Annotated in this window: 21 protein-coding genes; 9 read left to right on the top strand and 12 right to left on the bottom strand. The window is 62.0% G+C overall.

Annotated features, from left to right (window positions below; genetic code table 11):
• Window positions 1–30 precede the first annotated feature (30 nt).
• The 3 genes from pabB to V5B44_RS02350 all read right to left on the bottom strand — a co-directional run bounded on the left by pabB (window position 31) and on the right by V5B44_RS02350 (window position 3,589).
• Window positions 31–1,809: an aminodeoxychorismate synthase component I gene (gene pabB / locus V5B44_RS02360; protein ID WP_332357503.1), complete on the bottom strand. Its 1,779-nt coding sequence runs from the start codon at window positions 1,807–1,809 to the stop codon at window positions 31–33.
• 66 nt (window positions 1,810–1,875) lie between these two features.
• Window positions 1,876–2,103 carry a sulfurtransferase TusA family protein gene (locus tag V5B44_RS02355; protein WP_332357502.1) on the bottom strand — a complete coding sequence of 76 codons (228 nt, stop codon included), beginning with the start codon at window positions 2,101–2,103 and terminating at the stop codon, window positions 1,876–1,878.
• Between the two features lie 34 nt (window positions 2,104–2,137).
• Window positions 2,138–3,589 carry a beta-barrel assembly-enhancing protease gene (locus tag V5B44_RS02350; RefSeq protein ID WP_332357877.1) on the bottom strand — a complete coding sequence of 484 codons (1,452 nt, stop codon included), beginning with the start codon at window positions 3,587–3,589 and terminating at the stop codon, window positions 2,138–2,140.
• A 135-nt stretch (window positions 3,590–3,724) separates the two neighbouring features.
• Here V5B44_RS02350 and moaC point away from each other — a divergent pair, with 135 nt between their 5' ends.
• The 3 genes from moaC to soxZ are packed head-to-tail and all read left to right on the top strand — an operon-like array spanning window position 3,725 to window position 5,043.
• Window positions 3,725–4,207 (top strand): cyclic pyranopterin monophosphate synthase MoaC, encoded by a 483-nt coding sequence (gene moaC / locus V5B44_RS02345; RefSeq protein WP_332357501.1) that lies wholly within the window; start codon window positions 3,725–3,727, stop codon window positions 4,205–4,207.
• Between the two features lie 4 nt (window positions 4,208–4,211).
• Entirely contained in the window at window positions 4,212–4,706 is a 495-nt protein-coding gene (gene soxY, locus V5B44_RS02340; protein WP_332357500.1) for a thiosulfate oxidation carrier protein SoxY, read from the top strand.
• Window positions 4,707–4,722: 16 nt separating this feature from the next.
• Window positions 4,723–5,043 carry a thiosulfate oxidation carrier complex protein SoxZ gene (soxZ, locus tag V5B44_RS02335; RefSeq protein ID WP_332357499.1) on the top strand — a complete coding sequence of 107 codons (321 nt, stop codon included), beginning with the start codon at window positions 4,723–4,725 and terminating at the stop codon, window positions 5,041–5,043.
• An 80-nt stretch (window positions 5,044–5,123) separates the two neighbouring features.
• Here soxZ and V5B44_RS02330 read toward each other — a convergent pair whose 3' ends face one another.
• Complete coding sequence (locus V5B44_RS02330; RefSeq protein WP_015768464.1) at window positions 5,124–5,327, bottom strand: cold-shock protein; 204 nt, start codon at window positions 5,325–5,327, stop codon at window positions 5,124–5,126.
• A gap of 260 nt (window positions 5,328–5,587) precedes the next feature.
• On the opposite strand from V5B44_RS02330, the gene clpS reads away from it, so the two are divergent.
• The 5 genes from clpS to V5B44_RS02305 all read left to right on the top strand — a co-directional run bounded on the left by clpS (window position 5,588) and on the right by V5B44_RS02305 (window position 11,649).
• Window positions 5,588–5,896 (top strand): ATP-dependent Clp protease adapter ClpS, encoded by a 309-nt coding sequence (gene clpS, locus V5B44_RS02325; protein ID WP_332357498.1) that lies wholly within the window; start codon window positions 5,588–5,590, stop codon window positions 5,894–5,896.
• Window positions 5,897–8,155: an ATP-dependent Clp protease ATP-binding subunit ClpA gene (clpA, locus tag V5B44_RS02320; protein WP_332357497.1), complete on the top strand. Its 2,259-nt coding sequence runs from the start codon at window positions 5,897–5,899 to the stop codon at window positions 8,153–8,155. It begins immediately after the preceding gene.
• 70 nt (window positions 8,156–8,225) lie between these two features.
• Window positions 8,226–8,720 (top strand): ribonuclease E activity regulator RraA, encoded by a 495-nt coding sequence (gene rraA / locus V5B44_RS02315; protein ID WP_332357496.1) that lies wholly within the window; start codon window positions 8,226–8,228, stop codon window positions 8,718–8,720.
• A gap of 73 nt (window positions 8,721–8,793) precedes the next feature.
• The gene (locus tag V5B44_RS02310; RefSeq protein WP_332357495.1) at window positions 8,794–9,300 is read left to right on the top strand and encodes an ankyrin repeat domain-containing protein; all 507 of its coding nucleotides are present in this window, start codon (window positions 8,794–8,796) and stop codon (window positions 9,298–9,300) included.
• A gap of 198 nt (window positions 9,301–9,498) precedes the next feature.
• Window positions 9,499–11,649 (top strand): carboxy terminal-processing peptidase, encoded by a 2,151-nt coding sequence (locus V5B44_RS02305; protein ID WP_332357494.1) that lies wholly within the window; start codon window positions 9,499–9,501, stop codon window positions 11,647–11,649.
• A 128-nt stretch (window positions 11,650–11,777) separates the two neighbouring features.
• Here V5B44_RS02305 and V5B44_RS02300 read toward each other — a convergent pair whose 3' ends face one another.
• The 8 genes from V5B44_RS02300 to V5B44_RS02265 all read right to left on the bottom strand — a co-directional run bounded on the left by V5B44_RS02300 (window position 11,778) and on the right by V5B44_RS02265 (window position 17,728).
• Complete coding sequence (locus V5B44_RS02300) at window positions 11,778–12,149, bottom strand: cytochrome b5-like heme/steroid binding domain-containing protein (RefSeq protein WP_332357493.1); 372 nt, start codon at window positions 12,147–12,149, stop codon at window positions 11,778–11,780.
• Window positions 12,149–13,405 (bottom strand): ferredoxin reductase family protein, encoded by a 1,257-nt coding sequence (locus tag V5B44_RS02295; protein ID WP_332357492.1) that lies wholly within the window; start codon window positions 13,403–13,405, stop codon window positions 12,149–12,151. The genes V5B44_RS02300 and V5B44_RS02295 overlap by 1 nt, the downstream gene beginning before the upstream one ends.
• 15 nt (window positions 13,406–13,420) lie before the next feature.
• On the bottom strand, window positions 13,421–13,714 hold the full coding sequence (locus tag V5B44_RS02290; protein WP_332357491.1) for a hypothetical protein: 294 nt from the start codon (window positions 13,712–13,714) through the stop codon (window positions 13,421–13,423).
• Window positions 13,715–13,766: 52 nt separating this feature from the next.
• The gene (locus V5B44_RS02285; protein WP_332357490.1) at window positions 13,767–15,065 is read right to left on the bottom strand and encodes a thioredoxin family protein; all 1,299 of its coding nucleotides are present in this window, start codon (window positions 15,063–15,065) and stop codon (window positions 13,767–13,769) included.
• Window positions 15,066–15,191: 126 nt separating this feature from the next.
• Window positions 15,192–16,355, bottom strand: coding sequence for an ACR3 family arsenite efflux transporter (gene arsB / locus V5B44_RS02280; protein WP_332357876.1), 1,164 nt, complete (start codon window positions 16,353–16,355; stop codon window positions 15,192–15,194).
• A gap of 150 nt (window positions 16,356–16,505) precedes the next feature.
• Window positions 16,506–16,841 carry an ArsR/SmtB family transcription factor gene (locus V5B44_RS02275; protein WP_332357489.1) on the bottom strand — a complete coding sequence of 112 codons (336 nt, stop codon included), beginning with the start codon at window positions 16,839–16,841 and terminating at the stop codon, window positions 16,506–16,508.
• 162 nt (window positions 16,842–17,003) lie between these two features.
• Complete coding sequence (locus V5B44_RS02270; protein ID WP_332357488.1) at window positions 17,004–17,594, bottom strand: DUF4276 family protein; 591 nt, start codon at window positions 17,592–17,594, stop codon at window positions 17,004–17,006.
• Window positions 17,591–17,728, bottom strand: coding sequence for a hypothetical protein (locus V5B44_RS02265; protein ID WP_332357487.1), 138 nt, complete (start codon window positions 17,726–17,728; stop codon window positions 17,591–17,593). Before V5B44_RS02265 ends, V5B44_RS02270 begins: the two co-directional genes overlap by 4 nt.
• A 200-nt stretch (window positions 17,729–17,928) precedes the next feature.
• Between V5B44_RS02265 and V5B44_RS02260 the strand changes: the two genes are divergently transcribed.
• The gene (locus V5B44_RS02260) at window positions 17,929–18,939 is read left to right on the top strand and encodes an ArsJ-associated glyceraldehyde-3-phosphate dehydrogenase (protein WP_332357486.1); all 1,011 of its coding nucleotides are present in this window, start codon (window positions 17,929–17,931) and stop codon (window positions 18,937–18,939) included.
• Window positions 18,940–18,996: the final 57 nt, after the last annotated feature.

The raw sequence follows: 18,996 nt of genomic DNA, 5'->3' as shown, positions 1-18,996 counted from the left end.
GCGGACCTCCGCCCAGCCCGGCTCTGGCGCTCACAGTTCAAGCGATACCGGAATCAGGCCGCGCACGGCATTGCCCACATACAGGGCGGAAGCCAGGCGGAGGTCATCCAGCCGCAGCACCTGTTCAATGGCCCGACCCGACGCGAGCAACTGCCTGCGCATCACCCCCGGTAGCAAGCCGCAGCTTGGCGGCGGCGTCAGCAATATCCCATCGCGCTCGATGAAGACGTTGCTGCGAGCCCCTTCGCAAACCTCTCCGCGAGTATTGACAAAGATCGCATCAAAAACCGTTGGCCGGGCTGCCAGTGCTGCCAGCGCGCGATCATAGCGGGCGCGCGCCGTGGTCTTGTGGCGCAGCAGGTAGTCAGTGGCAGAAAGCGCCTCGGCCGCCAGCACCACCTGCCAGTGCGTGCCCTTGTCTTCGACCAGCGGCGACGCAGCAACCTGATGGCCACCGTCATGCGCCAGGGTCAGGCGAACGCGAAAGACGCCGGCCGGTCGGGCAAGCGCTTCGGCCGCTAGCGCCGACGACAACGCCTGCAACGGGCAGGCAAAACCCAGGCTGTGTGCCGAAGCCTGCAAGCGTTCAAGATGCAACGACAGCAGGGGATACCTGCCGGCTTCCAGGCGAAGCGTTTCCAGCAGCTCAAATCCGGGATCAAAGCCGGTGAGAAACCTCGCCTTCAGCAAGCACTCGGCATACTCACGGTCGGGGTCGGCGTCGGCGACGATGCCACTGCCAACGCCGAGCCTTGCGCAACGCCCGGGGTCAACCTCAACGGTCCGAATGGCGACGCTGAAACGACAGTCCCCCCCGGGCGCCAACCAGCCGAGGGCACCGGTGTACAACCCGCGCGGCGAGTCTTCCAACTCGGCAATGCGTTGCATGGCGCGTATCTTCGGCGCGCCGGTAATCGAACCGCAGGGGAACAGCGCGCCGAACAATTCCGCCAGGCCGGTCCCGGGCAACTCTGCCGCCACCGTTGACACCATCTGCCAGAGGGTGGGATAGGCCTCGGCCTCACACAACGCTTCGACGTGCACCTTGCCCGGCTGCGCCAGGCGCCCCAGATCATTGCGCAACAGGTCGACAATCATGATGTTCTCGGCGCGCTCCTTGGCCGAAGAGAGCAGCGCAGCGAGCATCCCCTCGTCTTCACGCGGGGTGTTGCCACGCGGCGCCGTCCCTTTCATCGGTCGCGTCCGCACGCGGCTGCCGTGGCGCTCAAAAAACAACTCCGGCGAGAAGGAAAGAATCGCCTCCTCGCCGATCTCGACGTAGCCGCCATAGCGAACCGGCTGTCGAGCGCGCAAGCGCGCATAGAGCGCCAGCGGATGACCGTAGATCCGGAAGGTCAGAGGAAACGTGAGGTTGACCTGGTAGCAGTCCCCGTCGGCAATCCAGCGACACACCTGCCTGACCTGCGCCGCATGCCTGCCTGGACCGACGGAGGCAAATAACTCGGCAATTCCCGCCGCCCGTTGCTCCTCGGGGATCGCCGCCAACCGCCCGGCCAGGAAAGCCTGGACAGCTTCCGCGTCGAGCCGTTCAGCATGGGCAAACGCCCAGGCCCGCAACACCGGCCGACCCGGAGGTACTGCCGCTATGGCCCGCTCGAAGCTGGCGCCGAGCGCATAGTCTGCCGCCAGAGCAACCCATTGACCAGCAGCAAGTGCCGCTTCCACCGCCACGAACACCGGCACCGGGTCCACCAATGTGTTCAGCTGAAACGAACGACAGCAGCTAGTCAGCAGCAGGGCACTTCCAGCGTCGCCGTCAAACAGTGCGAAACAGCCGCTGGCAGGCATCACTCTGCGTTCTGGCGGCAGGTGCATCGCGGCGGACGCCGCGACACCGCCCAGCGAATCCTGCCCCTACTTGCGCTTGAGGTAATACTCAAAGACCTTGTTCGCCTCAACGCTGGACAGCAGCTCATTTCCGGTCTGCTTGGCGAAGGCTTCGAAATCCTTGACTGAACCCGGATCGGTTGCCACGACGTGCAGGACTTCCCCTGGTGACATCTCCGATAACGTCTTCTTGGTACGCAGAATCGGGAGCGGGCAATTCAGCCCTTTGACGTCGAGTTCTCGGTCGAAATGCATGGCCTCTGGTCCAGAAAGAAACTGAGCGCGTATTTTAAACGCCATTCTTCTTCTGCTTCGCTTCTTCTGCCTGCAGCTTGCGCAATTCACGCAAGCGCGCGTCGACTGCCGACTGTTCGAAGAAGTTTCCATCGACCGCCTGTTGCGCGAACTGCAGTTGTTCGACGGCTGGTCCGAGCTGCCCTTGCAGGAGATAGAACTCCGCCTGGGCCCGATGCTGCTGCAGGCGCTTGCCGCTCGCGGCGAAGGTTCTGGCCTGCAGGCCATACAGCTTATAGTCCGAACCGTAGGTCTGGACTTGCGAGTCCAGAAAGCGCAAGCCCTGCTCGTATTGCCTTGCGGCGAGCAGCGCTTCGGCGTACCCATAGACCAGCGACCTGGACTGCGGGTAGCGCTGCATGGCATCGCGGTAGATCGCCACTGCGCCAGGCAAATCATCAGCCGCAATACGGATTGTAGCGGCCAGGCCAGCGATCATCGGCGACGACGCCTTGAGCGCAGCAAGCGCCTCGACTTCTCGCTGCGCGGCAGCCAATTGCTTCGCCTTGAACAGCGCGTAGGCCAGCCCGTAGCGGGTGGCGACCTCCGATCCGTACTTCTTCTCCTGCAACTGCTTGCCGAACTCGCTGGCCGCCTCTTGCGGCGTGCCCATTTGTGCGCGAAGCTTGGCCCTGACAAGCTGGAAGTCCAGGCTATCGGCCACCTGCCGATAGGGGGCACCCTGCGCACGGTTCTGCATGTCGGAAATGCGCTCGACGGTCAGGGGATGCGAGCGCAAATAGACCGGCGCATTGTTCTCATAAACCCGCCCCGCCAGCTGCAGACGGCCAAAGAATTCGCCCATGCCGCGTACATCATAGCCCGCCCCGGTCAGTGTCTGAAACCCCAGGCGATCCGCCTCCCGTTCAAAATCACGGCTGAAAGCCAATTGCGCCTGAATCGAACCGGCCTGGGCCGAGGCAATCGCAGCACTGGCCACTTGCGAATTCGAACGGGCAGCGAGCACGCCGATGGCCATTGCAGCCATCATCGCGATCGAGCTCTGCTTCTCCCGGACAATCTGACGCGCAAGGTGGTTCTGTGTGACATGCGAGATCTCGTGCGCAAGAACCCCGGCCAACTCGGACTCCGATTGGGCAGTGAGCAACGTCCCACTGTTCACGCCGATGAATCCACCGAACATCGCAAACGCGTTGACGGTGTTATCTCGGATAAGAAAGAAGTAGCAATCGGCAGCCGGACTGGCACTGGCTGCGACCAGACGACTGCCCAGTCGATTCAGATAGTCGGAGATTTCGGGGTCGTCAACGTAGCTTGGCTCGCGCAAGCGGATCTCGTTGAGAATCCGCTCGCCGATTTTCCGTTCGAGCTGCGGCGAGAACTCGGCACGCGCCGACTCGCCGAGATCTGGAAGGTCATCGGCCAGGATTGGAGAAGAACTGCCAAATGAAGCCGCCATGGCCAAAAAGACGGCGGCAGGGGTCATTCTGTTCAACAAGGCTCTCGCTCATGGACAAACAAGGATGATGGTATGATAAAGGCTTCAGGCCTGCTGCATTGTTACCAAGCGTGACCGGCTTGATGCCAAATACGAAGCTGCCCATCAGAGTTGGTGACCTTCATGCCTGCCAGTCCACTCACCCATTTCAATCCGCAAGGCAAGGCGCAGATGGTCGACATCGGTGCCAAAGCCGAAAGCCACCGTCTGGCGCGAGCCGCCGGCCATATCTCGATGCGGGCGGAGACCCTGGACCTGGTACTGCAAGGTACGGCCAGCAAAGGGGACGTTCTCGGAGTTGCGCGGATTGCCGCGATTCAGGGGGCCAAACGCACTTCCGAGCTGATTCCCCTGTGCCATCCGATCGCCTTGAGCAGGGTTACGGTCGACTTTGAAATCGACCGCGAGGCTAATTCGGTGCACTGCCTGGCTCAGGCGGAGTGTTTCGGTCGTACGGGCGTCGAGATGGAAGCGCTTTGCGCCGCCAGTATTGGCCTGCTGACGATCTACGACATGTGCAAGGCGATCGATCGTGGCATGCGGATCGACGGCGTTCGCCTGCTTGAGAAAACCGGCGGCAAGTCGGAACGCTGGACAGGGAGCTGAAACCGTGCCCGCAACTACCCGCAAGATCGACCCGCTACGCCGGATCATCCTGAAGTCGGCGAGCGCCAGCGGCGCGATTGGTGTGCTGCTGGCTTCCGGACTGCTGAGACCGACCGGCGTCCTTGCCGCCGACTGGAACCGGCCAGCTTTCACCGCCACCAGCCTGCCGGATGCCATCAAGGCCAGCGGCCTGACCGGTTCGGCCGAGAGCAGCGGCATCGTCATCAAGACGGTCGATATCGCCGAAAACGGGGCGCAGGTCCCGCTCGAGGTGGTCAGCAACATTGCTGGCAGTCAAACCATCGCTGTCTTCGTCGACAAGAATCCGCTCCCGCTGGCCGCCAGTCTGAGCTTCGCGAAAGGGGCCCTGGCGCGCGTCCGCCTGCAACTGAAGATGGCCGAGTCGTCGCGCATACGCATCGTGGTCAGAGCCGCTGACGGCAAGACTTATCACGCCAGTCGCGAGGTCAAGGTGACGCTCGGCGGCTGCGGCGGCTGAGAAACGGAAACCGACGATGGCTGAACCAATCAAGATTCGCGCCACTTTGCAGGGCGACATCACCGAGATTCGCGTCCTCATGCCACATCCGATGGAAACCGGTCAGCGCAGGGACCCGGAGAGCGGGAAAGTCGTCCCAACGCACTTCATACAGACCTTTTCGCTCAGCGCCAACGGCAATCTGCTGGTTAGCGGCCAACTGAATACCTCGATTTCGCGCAATCCACTTTTCGCCTTCCATGCCAAAGGCCTCAAGGCCGGTGACCGGATTGCCGTCGAATGGGCAGACACCAAAGGCGACAAGCGGCTCGATGAGGCGGTTCTCACTGCCGGATAGCCACTAGGCGAGCCCGCAACCGCGTTTCGCGGACAAAAAAAACCCGCCAGAGGCGGGTCCCTGTTGCACACCCGAAAAAATCAAGCGCGCGAGATGTTCGAAGCTTGCTTGCCCTTGGGGCCCTGCGTCACGTCGAAAGAAACCTTCTCGCCCTCTTTGAGGGTCTTGAATCCACCCATGGTGATCGCGGAGAAATGAGCGAAAAGATCTTCGCTACCATCGTCCGGAGTAATGAAGCCGAAACCTTTGGCGTCATTGAACCACTTCACTGTACCAGTTGCCATATTGCCACTTCCTTGAAAAAAGACTAAATCCGGGTATCGCCCGACTTGCATGCTTCTAATTCAACGACAACCAAGAGATGATTTCAGACATGCAGAACCACCACCCAGCGGCAGAAACTTAGAGCATGCATCCTTTTTACGCTAAACAAGCTGGACGCGTCAAGCATTTTCATCGTCCCAGCACCCAGCTCGCGGTCTCGGCACGGAAGATTGGCCAAGAGCGGTATTGCGCATCCCTATAGACTGGTTAGAATTCACGCATGGCAACAAAGCATCAAGACAGCTCCCTGCTCGAACCAAAACGCACGCAACTCGCGCCACCACCACTGTACAAGGTCTTGTTGCTGAACGACGATTTCACTCCCATGGATTTCGTCATCATCGTTCTGCAGAGATTCTTCGGGATGGATCGAGAACACGCGACGCGAATCATGCTGAAAGTCCACACCGAGGGTCGGGGAGTTTGTGGCGTTTACCCGCGCGACGTCGCGGCCACCAAGGTTGAACAGGTCACAGGATACGCACGCAACAACCAGCATCCCCTCGCGTGCGTAATGGAGGAAAACTGAATGATTGCGCAGGAACTTGAAGTCAGCTTGCACATGGCGTTTGTCGAGGCGCGGCAAAAGCGTCACGAGTTCATCACCGTTGAACACCTCCTGCTGGCACTGCTCGACAACCCCTCGGCAGCCGAAGCCCTGCGCGCCTGCGGCGCCAGCATCGAACAGCTGCGCAAGGATCTGAGCCGCTTCATCGGCGAACACACGCCCACCATCGCCGGTGACGATGAGATCGATACGCAACCGACGCTGGGCTTCCAGCGGGTCATTCAGCGCGCCATACTGCACGTCCAGTCTTCTGGCCGAAAGGAGGTGAATGGCGCCAATGTCCTGGTCGCAATCTTCGGCGAAAAGGACTCGCATGCTGTCTACTACCTCCAGAAGCAGGGAGTCACCCGCCTGGATGTCGTCAATTTCATCTCGCACGGCATCAGCAAGGTGCCACAGAACGCACCTCGCGGCGAGCCGGAAGCCGAGCCTGAAAGTGAGCAGCCAGCCGCAGCCGGCCCGCTCGAGAGCTACACCATCAACCTCAACGCGCTGGCTCTGCAGGGCAAGATCGACCCGCTTATCGGCCGTGACCGCGAGCTTGAAAGGGTAATCCAGACGCTCTGTCGTCGGCGCAAGAACAATCCGCTGCTGGTCGGCGAAGCCGGCGTCGGCAAGACGGCAATTGCCGAAGGGCTGGCGCGACGCATCGTCGAGTGTGACATTCCCGAGATCCTGGCGAAAGCGAACGTCTATTGTCTCGACATGGGCTCATTGCTGGCTGGTACGAAGTATCGCGGCGATTTCGAACAGCGCCTGAAAGGCGTCTTGAAGCAACTGACCGAGAACCCACAGGCGATCCTGTTCATTGACGAGATTCATACCCTGATTGGCGCAGGATCGGCTTCAGGCGGCACCCTCGATGCCTCCAACCTGCTCAAGCCGGCGCTGTCGACGGGTCAGCTGAAGTGTATTGGCGCGACGACCTACAACGAATACCGCGGCATCTTCGAAAAAGACCACGCCTTGTCACGCCGATTCCAGAAAATCGACGTCAACGAGCCATCCAGCGCCGAAGCGGTCGAGATTCTGAAGGGACTCAAGTCTCGCTTCGAAGCCCACCATGGCATCAAGTACTCCGCTGCGGCCTTGACATCGGCCGTCGAGCTTTCGGTTCGCTTCATCACCGACCGCCACCTGCCGGATAAGGCGATTGACGTCATCGACGAAGCAGGAGCTGCGCAACGGATCCTGCCCAAGTCCAGGCAGAAGAAACTGATTGGCAAGATCGACATCGAAGAGATCGTCGCCAAGATTGCACGCATACCCTCGACCCACGTCTCATCCGATGACCGAACCAACCTGAGGAACCTGGACCGTGACCTGAAAGCGGTGGTTTTTGGCCAGGATGCGGCCATCGACGCGCTTGCGAGGGCCATCAAGATGGCCCGTTCCGGGCTGGGCAATCCCACCAAGCCCATTGGCAGCTTCCTTTTTTCAGGTCCGACCGGGGTCGGCAAGACCGAGGTTGCCAAGCAACTGGCGTACTGCCTCGGCAACGACCTGGTACGTTTCGACATGTCGGAATACATGGAACGTCACGCGGTATCGCGCCTGATCGGCGCGCCGCCCGGATACGTGGGTTTCGATCAGGGCGGACTGATGACCGAGGCCATCACCAAGAAGCCGTACAGCGTTCTGCTGCTCGACGAAATCGAAAAGGCGCATCCCGACATCTACAACATCCTGCTACAGGTCATGGACCACGGCACGCTGACCGATAACAACGGTCGCAAGGCAGATTTCCGTAACGTGGTGATCATCATGACTACCAACGCCGGACAGGAAGCGATCCAGAAGACAACGATGGGTTTCACCCCTTCCCGGCAGGCCGGCGACGAGATGGCCGAGATCAAGCGAATCTTTACCCCCGAGTTCCGCAACCGGCTCGACGCCACGATCTCGTTCAGGGCACTTGACCACGAGGTGATCCTGCGGGTGGTAGACAAGTTCCTGATGCAGCTCGAGGCGCAACTGCACGAAAAGAAGGTGGAAGCAGTGTTCACGGGGGCGCTGAAAGAGCATCTCGCCGCGAAGGGCTTTGACCCGCTGATGGGCGCCCGCCCGATGGCTCGGCTCATTCAGGACACCATTCGGGCCTCTCTGGCCGACGAGTTGCTGTTTGGTCGACTGGCCAACGGCGGCCACGTCACCGTCGACCTCGACGAGGACAAGAAAGTGAAGCTCATCTTCGAAGAAGAACCCGAGGTCGTCGCCTGAACACAGCGACCATTCAGGGCCATGTTGCCAGACATGGCCGTTCGCCCACATCGACAAGCAAGGCCAGCACATGAGTTTCAAGACCCCCGACCTGCTCGACAACAACGAAGCCAGGACTCAGGACGGTCGCGTCCGAGTGGTCGCACCGATGTTTCAACATTACGGCGGTCGCCCGTCGTTCAGCGGTCAGATCGTCACCCTGAAGGTGTTTGAGGATAACTCCCTGGTACGGGAAGCGCTCGCAGACGAAGGCCACGGCAAGGTACTGGTGATCGACGGCGGAGGTTCCCTGCGCTGCGCGCTGGTTGGTGACCAGTTGGCCATCCTGGCCCAGAAGAACGGCTGGGAAGGAATCGTCGTTTACGGCTGCATTCGTGATTCGGAAGACATCAGCCACATTAACCTCGGCCTGCGAGCGCTCAACACCCATCCACTGAAGAGCATCAAGAAAGGTATTGGCGACCGCAACGTGGCGGTCAGTTTCGGCGGCGTCACCTTCAGACCCGGGGAGTGGATCTACGTTGACGGCGATGGCGTAGTCGTCAGTGACCAACGCCTGAGCTAACAATTGACCGGAGCTCTGACAGGGAAGATACTTCGCCCGCTGCGTTGAACTTTCAGAAATTGGAGAATTACTTGTGAACGCTGCCATTGAGCTGCTGAAAGCCATTCGCACGGGCCGTCTGCAGGAAGTCCAAGCGGTCCTCGATGCAGGCGCTCCTGTCGAGTTCATCGACGGTCGTGGCGACCCCGGCTTGCCGCTGGGCGTGGCGTGCTTCATGGGGTATGCCGACATCGTCCGCGAGCTGGTCCGTCGCGGGGCGAAAGTCAACACCCTGGACAATGCATTGCCGACATCACCCCTGTCGATGGCCATTCGCGGCAACCGAACCGAGGTGGTCAAGGCCCTGGTCGAACTGGGTGCCAATGTCCCGGAGGGCATGAAGACCGGGCTGAGCGATCAGGAAATGCTGATCGCGCGCTGGCGGGGCCAGCACTACGGCGCCGGCACCTCTGGCACTGCCGAGGCTGACGAGGAAGCCCCGGAATTCGAGGAGATCGAGATGGTCCGCTGCTATGGCACCGACACTTCCGTGCTCGATGCAGACATGATCCGGGCCGCTCGGGATATGGACAAGAAGTAGCCATCGCCCTGCCTCAGCATTGCGCCTGGCAAGCCGCCGAGCAAAGCATCGAATCGCAGACGGCGGCCCAGCCGACGACTCGACTCAAAACCCAGTTGTGTCGACAAGGGCGATGCTGCCAGACGGATCGCCCAATCGTCCCCGAAAGTGGAAGAGAACAGCCGCCGGCATTTTTCCCTGAGGAGTTCCGGAGAGTAAATGACTAAGAAGCTATGGTGCATTCTGCTTGCCTGGCTGATTACAGCCCAGAGTGCTGCACTCGAATCACAAAGTTCCGAGCCGGCGCTGCTCATGCCGCTGCCGCAGCAAGCGCAATCGGCCCTGTGGTCGGCGCAGATCCTCACGCGTTACCACTACCGGGCGGCACCACTTGACGACGCAATGTCGGAAAGGATCTTCGCCAACTACGTGGACTCGCTGGATCGCGAAAGACTGTTCTTTCTCCAGTCCGACATCGAACGCTTCGCCAGTGCGCGCACGCAACTCGATGACGCGATTCTCAAGCAGGACCTGAGCATTCCGTTTGCCATGTTCAACCTTCAGCGGCAGCGTCTTGCCGAGCGGGTAGCCCAGGCCCGCGAGCTCGTCAATCAGAAGCCTGTCTTCACGTTGAAGGAAAGCTACCCGCACTCCCGCGAGAAGGCGCCCTGGGCAACGAGCGAAGACGAGCTCCGGGATCTGTGGCGCAAGCGGGTGAAAAATGACTGGCTTCGACTGAAACTGGCGGGGAAAGACGAGGCTGCGATCCGCACGACGCTGGACAAGCGCTACGAGAACTACCTGACGCGCAGCGCCAGGCTCAAGAGCGACGATATCTTCCAGCTCTTCATGAACGCCTACTCGACGGCCATGGACCCGCACACCCAGTACCTGGGGCCGCGCGCGGCAGAAGACTTCGACATCTCCATGCGGCTTTCGCTGGTCGGCATCGGCGCCGTGCTGCAGGAACGCGACGAGTACACAACGATTCGCGAGCTGGTGCCAGGCGGCCCGGCTGCTGCGTCGGGAAAACTGAAGGTCGGCGACAGGATCATCGGCGTTGGGCAAGGGGTCCAGGCACCGATCACGGACGTGCTCGGCTGGCGTCTTGACGACGTCGTTGCCCTGATTCGCGGCAAGACAGACACCACCGTGGTGCTCTCCGTCCTCCCTGCCAACGCTGGACCCGACGGCAAGCCGACCCTGATTTCCCTCGGCCGCAGGAAAATCAATGTTGAAGCACAAGCCGCCAGGAAGTCGATCATCGAGGCCAGGGACGGCACAGCAAACCGCCGGATCGGTGTCATTTCACTGCCGGCTTTCTATGAGGATTTTGCCGCGCGCCGGAAAGGCGACCCGAACTACAGGAGTGCGACCCGTGATGTCTCGCGCCTACTGGCTCAATTGAAAAAGGAGAAGGTCGACGGCATCCTGATCGATCTGCGCAACAACGGCGGCGGCTCGCTGAGCGAAGCGGTCGACCTGACGGGCCTGTTCATCGATGAGGGTCCTGTCGTCCAGCAACGCAACGCGCGAGGCGAGGTGCGGATCGAGCGCGACCAGCAAGGCGGCCTCGCCTGGGGCGGTCCGCTCGCCGTACTGATCAATCGAGGCTCGGCGTCGGCATCGGAGATTTTTGCGGCGGCGATCCAGGACTACGGGCGCGGCCTCGTCATCGGCGAAACGAGTTATGGCAAGGGCACTGTACAGACGGTGGTCGACCTCAACGAGGTCGCCAAGGAAGACAAGGCGCAATTGGGCGAGCTGAAAATGACCATCGCCCAGTTCTTCCGCATCAATGGGGGTACCACGCAACTCCGCGGCGTCAGCCCGGACATCGCGTTCCCGAGCACGACCGACCCGGAGCAGTTCGGCGAGTCGAGCTCGGAAAATGCACTGCCCTGGACGCAGATCAAGGCTGCCGAGTTTTCCCCCGCCGGGCAGGTGACAACACTTGTTCCCGCCTTGCGCGCGCGGCACGACGCGCGCGTGGCAAGAGACCCGGCCTTTCGTTACCTCCTCGAAGATGTCGCCGAAGCCAACGTCCAGCGCAAGAACAGCCAGGTTTCGCTCAACGAGACGGAACGTCGCGCCGAGATCGAAAAGCAGGAGGCAAAGCAGAAGTTGCGTGCCGGAAACAACCCGTCAGCCGCACAGAAAGCGCTCCGTCGGGACGATGGCCTGCTCGCCAACGAACGTGCCCTGAGCGCCGATCTGGCTGAAGAAAAAGAGCAGAAGAAGGCCAAGGACGTGCTGCTGACCGAAAGCGCCAAGATCCTGAGCGACGAGATCGGCCTGCTGAAGGCGGACACCCGGCTCGCGGCACAGGTGCTACCCGCGGCAAGCGCGATGGCAACCCAGACGCGCTGAGTCAATCGGCGGCGGCCATCGGTGACAGGATGCCCCTGATCGCTCCGGCGCGGACCGGTCGTCTGCCCCAACGCCCGGGGAATCGATACGTTCCGGGGATAAAGTCGCGCGGTACCGGGAGCACCTGCTCACCGTGGCTTGTCCACAAGCAACGTGCCGATCCGGTATCTGGCGAGCAACTCGTCCGCCTGCGCAGAATGCGGGCGACCCTTGTTCTTGGCGTCATACGCCTCGGTTGCCTCCCTGCCGCACCAGGGCAGGACAACGCTCGGACGAGAGGGGTGCTCCGGCAAGTAGGCACTGACATCATGGACATGGCCGCGAATCGCCATCCAGCAGTCCTCGGGAAGCGCATGCCTGGCCAGCTCGGCCGGCGCAATCATCCGATCGGTGATGACTGCCGGGCGCTCCTCAACAGCTGGCCACCACCGGCTCCCGGCCCAGTAAACAATCACCAATAGCCAGAAGACGGCCGTCGCGGACAGATACAGTCGGCGCATCAGCGGAACCCGAAATTCTCGAAGTGGATATGACGGGGCGTGATGCCGCGCGTGCGCAGAGCCTGCCTGAGCGTCGCAACCATTCCCGGCGGCCCGCACAGATAGCACTCGCTGCCGCCCAACTGACCTGGCGCGGGCAGGAACGAGCCCGGATTCGGCGGTTCGTTGCCGGTGGCCAGAGCCTGCAGCGACAGCTGTGGATCGCGTTCGGCCAGCTCGCGTAGTTCCGGCAGGAAAGCAGCGTCACCCTCGGCGCGATAGAGATAGACCAGGGTGGTCGGCTGGCTGACCGGACCCGCCCGCAGCAGCGCCAGGAACGGCGTGATGCCGATACCGCCGGCCAGCCACAGTTGCGCGGCCGCTGGCCGATCGGCCAGGAAGGTCCCGAAAGCGCCATGCACCCGCGCCAGGACACCCGGCTCGATGGCCTGGATGCGTCGGGTGCAATCGCCCAGTGCCTTGACGCCAACCCGGAGTGCACGGTCGGCACCAATCGAACTGACGGTGAAAGGATGAAATTCGCCGCAACCCCGGAACGTCGGCCCGGCGAAGAAGGCGACCAGAACGAACTGCCCGGCCGCTGCGGCAATCGGTTCTGCCAGCGGCTTGAGGGAGATTTCAACCATGCCGTCGGCAACCGGAGCGGCCGACTGCACGAGGTACGGCCGGGCGGCCAGTCCGAAATCCTCCCCGATCAGCCGCCAGCCAAGAAAAAGGCTGGCCAGCGCCAGGATCGGCAGTACCGGTTCTTCGATGCCGAGTTGCAGCAGGTGCCAAAGCCCGAGCAGGACGCCGATCCCCAGCGAAACATGTAGCCAACGCCAGACCCGATAGGAAAGGCGCGTCGCGAAAGTCGCCGCCAGGCCGAGCATCAGGAGCAGCAGCGAAAGCCAGCCAAGACCGACAGCCCAACCCTGGCTGAAGGGCGAAAGTGTCTGCCACGCCAGAACGGAAGAATCGCGCCAGGCATCGGCTGCCAGCACCAGCGGATGTGCCAGCAGCAGGACGTAAGCGGCCATGCCGGTCCGGTGATGCCATTGGTACATCCTTTCCAGCCCCCCCAGCCAGCGGGACAGCCAGGTTTCGCGCAGCATCAGCAGCAGGCTGGCGAGCAGCAGGCCGCAGCCTGCCCAGCCCAGGACAATGCCCAGACTGCGCGCCACCGACAGCCCTTCCGGAAACGCCCAGTAGACAGGGCCTGCCGTGGCAGCGAGGACGAGCAGCGGAATCGACAACCAGCGAACGATGGATGGCATGAGCGTAGGCAGTGATCAGTCGGCGAGCGGGTGAGAGCCCGCGACCGGCCGCAGATGCTCGCAGATGTCGCGCCTTCCTTGCGGCAGCACCATGCCGCGCTGCCTGGCTCGCTCCTCCATGAGCTGGTGATGGCCCACCTGGTAGCTGCGGCACACCTCGTAAGTCGTGAAGCCACGAGTTTTCGCTTGATGCTCGATCCGCTCCTCCGGCGTCATCAACTGCCAGCCGCGGGTATTGCCCTCGCTGGCCCGCACGGGCCCGCGGGCGTGGGCGGCCGCAGCGACAAACAGTAGCGACGTGATGATCAATCCCCTTTTCATGCCTGCCCGCATCGCGAGCCCCTTCCGTCCCGGTCGCCCGTCAGTTCCTCGCCCTCCGCCCAGGCCCCGTCAGCCGATGGACCAGCCAGGCAATGCCCACCGAGCCGGTCAGCAGGGCCAGCGCCACGCGCAGGTCGTTGAGCGCCGCCGGGGCAACGACCAGCAGCACGCCCAGTGACAGCATCATGATCCCCGAAAGCAGTTTGAGCAATCGCCCCTCGACTTCCGACAGTTTCCGCGAACCGAGGGTATAGGTAAAGATCAGGGTGATGACCATCAGCGGAATGACGTAGACGACGTTGTAAAGCGCCAGATAGGCGTAATGCTGCCACGGCGGCAGGTCGGAAAGGGTCAGCAGCCGGGTGTAGACTATGGGGAATCCGGCCGTGCATAGCAACTCGTAGGAATTGGCGGCGATCGCCAGGGCGATGGTCCCGAGCGTCAGGGCCGGCAGGCTGTCGGCTCGCAGTAGCCCGCGCACTCGCTGGTAGAGCCCGGGCTTGGCAGAATCGGGAATGCTCAGCGAAACCCCCTGCTTGAACCGGAAGTAATCCTTGATGTTGATCAGCGCGATGACGATCGCCAGCATGCCAGCCAGGGTGGTGACCAGGGCGATCTCGCCCAGCCAGCGGAAGACGTTGAGCCAGGCGGCCATGAACAGGAAGTAGATGAGGCCGGAAAAGAACAGGAAGACGCTGCCGATGAACAGCATGCGCGCACGGCTGCCGGCATGGACCAGCAACGAGAGCAGAAACAGGAGAACGAAAAAGGCGCAGGGGTTGAAGGCATCCAGGCTGGCGATGACCAGGGTAAACACCGGCAGCGACCACCGGTCAGGAGTCATTCGGCCGAACCCGGGCAGGTCGATGCCGGGCGCCTGCTGCGCTCCGGGGATGAGGTCGCCATGGTCTCGTGTCGCGGCCTCACGACAGGACTGCAGGGCGTCTTCCAGAGCCTTGCCGGTAGTTTCCGGCCGATCGAAACCCACCTCCATGCGGCCACAGAACAGGAACGCCGGAACGCTGCTCGCGTCCTCTCCCAAGGACTCGGCGATCGTCACGTAGCGGTCGGCAGCTTCCTGATCGGCGGTGAGGTCGTGGCTGTGGACAACCAGCCAGGCATGGCGCGCCGGCAGCGCGTCAACGAAGGGCCGGGCTGCCTGACAGTGCGGGCAGGTACGGGTCCAAAAGAAGTAGAGATGAACCCGGCGGGCACCGGCAGCGTCGTGGTCGATCCAGATCGGCAGCTCGGCGGCGGTTGCCATGGCGGCATTGGCAGCGAGCGCGAGCGAGCACAGCAGGCCGAGCAGCCTGCCCAGCGCCAGGCAACGGAGGGTCATGGTGATTTCCGGTGATGCCGAGTGTGCCAAAATCGTGTCCGGTGGCAGACTTCGATTCACCAACAGTCTACGGTCTGCCCGACTCGCTGCCAAGCCGATCGGCCGGCTAGACGCGAAGTTCGCCGCTCAGTTCCTTGCCGGCGCCGCTGGAAACCAGTGTGCAGTTCGCTTGCAGACCTCCACCAGCATCAGCATCACCGGCACTTCAATCAGCACGCCGACGACCGTCGCCAGCGCTGCCCCGGAAGACAGGCCGAACAACATCACCGACGTGGCAATCGCGACTTCAAAGTGATTCGATGCGCCGATCATCGCTGCTGGCGCCGCATCCGCATAGGCGAGCCGCAGCCAGCGTGCCAGCCCGTAGCCAAGGGCGAAGATGAACACGGTCTGCAGGAACAGAGGGATCGCGATCCAGACGATGGTCAGCGGGTTGGCGACGATCACCTCGCCCTTGAAGGAGAACAGCAGCACCAGTGTGATCAGCAAGGCGACGATGGTGATCGGGGTCAGAACGTGCAGAAAGCGTTCCTTGAACCAGGTTTCCCCTTTCGCCCGGATGATCCATTTGCGGGACAGGTAGCCGGCAACCAGCGGCAAGGCGACGTAGATGCCGATCGACAGCAGCAGTGCCTGCCACGGCACCGGCAGGCGACCGACGCCCAGCAGGAAGCCGCCCAGCACGCCGTAGAGCAGGAGCATGGTGAGCGAGTTGATCGCCACCATGACCAGCGTCAATCCGTCGTTGCCGCGTGCCAGATAGCCCCAGACCAGCACCATCGCCGTGCACGGAGCGACGCCAAGAAGGATGCAGCCGGCGAGGTAGCTGCGCCAGAGCGGCACTTCCAGCATCTTCACGCCCTCATGCAGCACCACGACGCCGGCCCCGTGCGTCGCGCCCGGCGGCAGGTCGAGGCCAAAGGGCAGCTTGACCAGATCGACCGCCTCCTCACCGATCAGCGCCCGGAACACGACGCCAAGGAAGAGGAAAGCGATGGCATACATCGTGAAGGGCTTCACCGCCCAGTTGACGAACAGCGTCAGCAACACCGGCTTGCCGCTGCGTCCCGCCTGGATCACCGAGGCAAAGTCAATCTTGACCATGATCGGGTACATCATGAAGAAGAGGCAGACAGCGATCGGGATCGACACAACCGGCGCGCCGTCCACGTACACCGCCATGCGGTCGAGCGCTTGTGCCATCTCGGGTGCAACCTTGCCGAGCAGGATCCCGCCGACGATGCAGAGAACGACCCAGAGGCTCAGGTAGCGCTCGAAGAGGCTCTTCATCTTGCGGGGTTCGGCGCTTCGTTCGCTGGCGCGGGCAGCGGGGAATGCATTGCTCATGTCGATTGGGGCGTGTCGAGGCCGGTCAGCCATCAATCAACTGAGGATACTACATTTCCAGTATTATCAAAACCAAAATCTGGCAGCGAACAATCAGCCGGGAGAATCGACGGCCTGCAGCGCGCGGGGCTTGCAGATTTCTGGATGCCCGCCGCAGCAGTTGTCGGTCAGGAAGCCGACCAAGGCATCGATTCGCTCCATCGAAGCATGACAGCGTACAAAGCGACCTTCCTGGATGGTACTGATCAGACCGGCGTGGGTGAGCGCCTTGAGGTGGAAGGACAAGGTCGGCGCGGGCAATTGCAGCCGCTCGGCGATCAGGCCCACGGTCAGGCCGGCAGGCGCGTTCTGTACCAGCAGTCGGAAGATCGCCAGGCGACTGTCTTGTGCCAGCGCGGCGAGCGCGGCCACGGCATCGGTATTTGTCATCCTTCCAACAATACCGAAATAATGGTCAGCTCGCAAAACGTTTCCACTCCCAACAGCTATTAGCCTCCGCAAGAGAGTCGAAAAACCGACATCCGACGGGGCCACCTCTGTCTGGACGAAAAATGATCGAGAACCCCGCGAACGAGGTCTCATCGCCCCTGTTCATGCGAAGGCCATCTGCCTTGCCCGCTCGCTGCAGAGCTTCCGAAAAGATCGGCTGCGGGCGAATGCCTGCTGCAGGTCCATGCGAGCCGAAAGAGCCGGCTGGTCGGTCGTTTCCCCGTAACTGCCGCCGCACATGTGCGCCGTGATCCACCCCTTGGCGTTGCGCGGACCTTCGGCATCAATCGCTTCAGCCGGCTTGAATGCGAAACCGCGTTGACCAGCGAGCGATTCAGCCGCAGCGATGAACCAAGCCTCGTATTCCCTGTTGGCCAGTACGACCGACACCCGACGGTGCGGAACGTATGCAGTTGCTCGCTCGAGAATCTCTTTCCCCAACTCAGCCGGACAGTCATCATCGGCGTCGAGCAACACGAGTATCCAACCGCTTTCGCCACACTTTGCGGCTGCCAGCAGCAAGTGCCGGCGGAACTCATCGTCCCGATTCAGGAATCGATCCCGATGAACGCGAATCGGGGGCAGCGCCTGCAAATGGACATCCGGAGAGCGCCAGTCGTTGATCCGTCGCAGCAGAATCGGCAGCGCGGCCACCTCGCCGACGCCCTCGACGATCGCGGCGACCCCAATCACGGCATGACCTCGCCAAACAGGTCGGCCTGATCCTGTGCCTGGGCAGTGAGCACCGCCCGGTCCGGAGCCAGTTGATTCAGTCGCACGAGTTCCCCAGCCGAAAAAAGCTCGGCGCGCATGACCACGCGGGTCACCGCCCTCGAAAACTACCGCGAGCAAGGCATCAGCAATGAACTCCTGATGTCGGCTGTCAGTCGCGAAAAGAGCAGTTTACAAATTTCAATGTTTCTAGCAATATAGAAACGTATATCACCGTGACGCCGCTCGCGGCGTTCAATTCTTCGGCTCGCTGGGCGCCCAGCCGAGCACCACTCACCATTCGGGGAAACGAGAAATGACAGTCAAGGTTGGCATCAACGGTTTCGGTCGCATCGGCAGACTGGCGCTGCGCGCAGCGTGGGACTGCCCGGAGCTGGAGTTCGTGCATATCAACGAGCCGAACGGGCCGGTCGATTCCGCGGCGCACCTGCTGGAATTCGATTCTGTGCATCGCCGTTGGCCGCACGAGGTTGGCGCCAGCAACGGGCGGATGGTGATCGACGGCAAGACGATTGGCTACAGCACCGCCAAGGATGTTGCTGGTGGTCCGTGGAGCGAGGCCGGCGTGGACATCGTTCTCGAAGCCAGCGGCAAGTGGCGCACGGTTGAGGAACTGTCACCCTACCTGGCGGCGGGCGTGAAAAAAGTGATCGTTGCCGCGCCGGTCAAGGGCGGCGATACGCTGAACATCGTCATGGGCGTCAATGACCAGCTCTATGACCCGGCCCGTGACCACATCGTCACTGCGGCATCGTGCACCACCAACTGCCTGGCACCGGTGGTCAAGGTTGTGCACGAGGCGATCGGCATTTCGCACGGCATGATCACCACCATCCACAGTTCGACCAATACCCAGAGCGTGCACGACCAGATGCACAAGGACCTGCGTCGCGCACGCGCTTCGAGCCTGTCGCTGGTGCCGACGACAACCGGTTCGGCGACGGCGATCGCGCTGATCTTCCCCGAGCTGAAAGGCAAACTCGACGGCCACGCAGTGCGCGTACCGCTGCTCAACGCGTCGATTACCGACTGCGTCTTCGAGATGCAGCGTCCAACGACGGTCGAAGAGGTCAATGGCCTGCTCAAGGCGGCTGCCGCAGGGGCCCTCAAGGGGATCCTCGGCTATGAAGAGCGGCCTCTGGTGTCGATGGACTACTGCGGCGATCCGCGCTCGTCGATCGTCGATGCGGCGCACACCCTGGTGATCAACGGCACGCTGGTCAAGATCTACGCCTGGTACGACAACGAATGGGGTTACGCCAACCGTTACGTCGAACTGGCACGCAAGCTGGCGGCGTCGCTGTAAGCACGCTTCGGTCGATTGGTGTCGCCGGGGCCGTCGCCGCTGCCTAGCGGGCGATGG

It is taken from the genome of Candidatus Accumulibacter necessarius, from assembly GCF_036625085.1.
Note: the sequence above shows the minus strand (reverse complement) of the source record. Positions and strands in the feature narration are given on the sequence as shown.

Coding starts and splice junctions, on each gene's coding strand:
- pabB (WP_332357503.1), bottom strand. CDS start 1,809: ATGCCTGCCAGCGGCTGTTTCGCACTGTTTGACGGCGACGCTGGAAGT.
- V5B44_RS02355 (WP_332357502.1), bottom strand. CDS start 2,103: ATGCATTTCGACCGAGAACTCGACGTCAAAGGGCTGAATTGCCCGCTC.
- V5B44_RS02350 (WP_332357877.1), bottom strand. CDS start 3,589: ATGACCCCTGCCGCCGTCTTTTTGGCCATGGCGGCTTCATTTGGCAGT.
- moaC (WP_332357501.1), top strand. CDS start 3,725: ATGCCTGCCAGTCCACTCACCCATTTCAATCCGCAAGGCAAGGCGCAG.
- soxZ (WP_332357499.1), top strand. CDS start 4,723: ATGGCTGAACCAATCAAGATTCGCGCCACTTTGCAGGGCGACATCACC.
- V5B44_RS02330 (WP_015768464.1), bottom strand. CDS start 5,327: ATGGCAACTGGTACAGTGAAGTGGTTCAATGACGCCAAAGGTTTCGGC.
- clpS (WP_332357498.1), top strand. CDS start 5,588: ATGGCAACAAAGCATCAAGACAGCTCCCTGCTCGAACCAAAACGCACG.
- clpA (WP_332357497.1), top strand. CDS start 5,897: ATGATTGCGCAGGAACTTGAAGTCAGCTTGCACATGGCGTTTGTCGAG.
- rraA (WP_332357496.1), top strand. CDS start 8,226: ATGAGTTTCAAGACCCCCGACCTGCTCGACAACAACGAAGCCAGGACT.
- V5B44_RS02305 (WP_332357494.1), top strand. CDS start 9,499: ATGACTAAGAAGCTATGGTGCATTCTGCTTGCCTGGCTGATTACAGCC.
- V5B44_RS02300 (WP_332357493.1), bottom strand. CDS start 12,149: ATGCGCCGACTGTATCTGTCCGCGACGGCCGTCTTCTGGCTATTGGTG.
- V5B44_RS02295 (WP_332357492.1), bottom strand. CDS start 13,405: ATGCCATCCATCGTTCGCTGGTTGTCGATTCCGCTGCTCGTCCTCGCT.
- V5B44_RS02285 (WP_332357490.1), bottom strand. CDS start 15,065: ATGACCCTCCGTTGCCTGGCGCTGGGCAGGCTGCTCGGCCTGCTGTGC.
- arsB (WP_332357876.1), bottom strand. CDS start 16,355: ATGAAGAGCCTCTTCGAGCGCTACCTGAGCCTCTGGGTCGTTCTCTGC.
- V5B44_RS02275 (WP_332357489.1), bottom strand. CDS start 16,841: ATGACAAATACCGATGCCGTGGCCGCGCTCGCCGCGCTGGCACAAGAC.
- V5B44_RS02260 (WP_332357486.1), top strand. CDS start 17,929: ATGACAGTCAAGGTTGGCATCAACGGTTTCGGTCGCATCGGCAGACTG.